Here is a 579-nt window from a genome sequence, read left to right on the forward strand (position 1 = left end):
CGCGGCGATAGCGGGCGCGGAGGCGCTGGCCGAGGAGCCGGGAATGGCGAACGCGCCGGTGCTGTAGGCGGTCGAGGCCGCGGTGGCAATGGAGCAGGCGGACGTGGTCCGGGAGGAGCGACGCAGGGCGGCAGAGGCCGTGATGTAGGTGCTGGCTCGGGGACATGGCAGAACGCACAAGGCAGAGGACGCGGTGGCGGCGCTGCGAACGGTGCCGGAGCGGGGCAAGAAGCGCGCGGCAAACGCGGGCGTGGCGGTGCCGGTTTCAGTTCGGATCAAGGCGGATCGGACGGAGCCAATCCTTGGGTGAACGGCGGAGCATTCGACGCGGAGAACCGTTGGGTGGAATACCGCGAAGGCGAGGACGGAGCCGGCACCCGCGAGAGTGCGAGCGGCGCTATCGATGCGCGAGAGGGAGCTCGCGAAGGACGCGGCTCGAGAGCCTCGAGAGAGCAAGGCGCCGAAGGCGGCGGCATCAACTTGTCCGCAGGAGGCAAGAGCCGCAAGGACATGTGGGGCATGCCGATTCCGTCGGGCGAACTGCCTGAGCGTCGCAGCGGCCGGGATGACGGAGGCGAC

Annotated in this window: 1 pseudogene; it reads left to right on the top strand. The window is 69.9% G+C overall.

Going from position 1 to position 579, the window contains the following annotated elements:
- Positions 1-579: pseudogene (locus tag PAT3040_RS37540) on the top strand (hypothetical protein); the annotation flags it as partial.

Source organism: Paenibacillus agaridevorans, assembly GCF_003112455.1.
Taxonomy (GTDB): domain Bacteria; phylum Bacillota; class Bacilli; order Paenibacillales; family Paenibacillaceae; genus Pristimantibacillus; species Pristimantibacillus agaridevorans.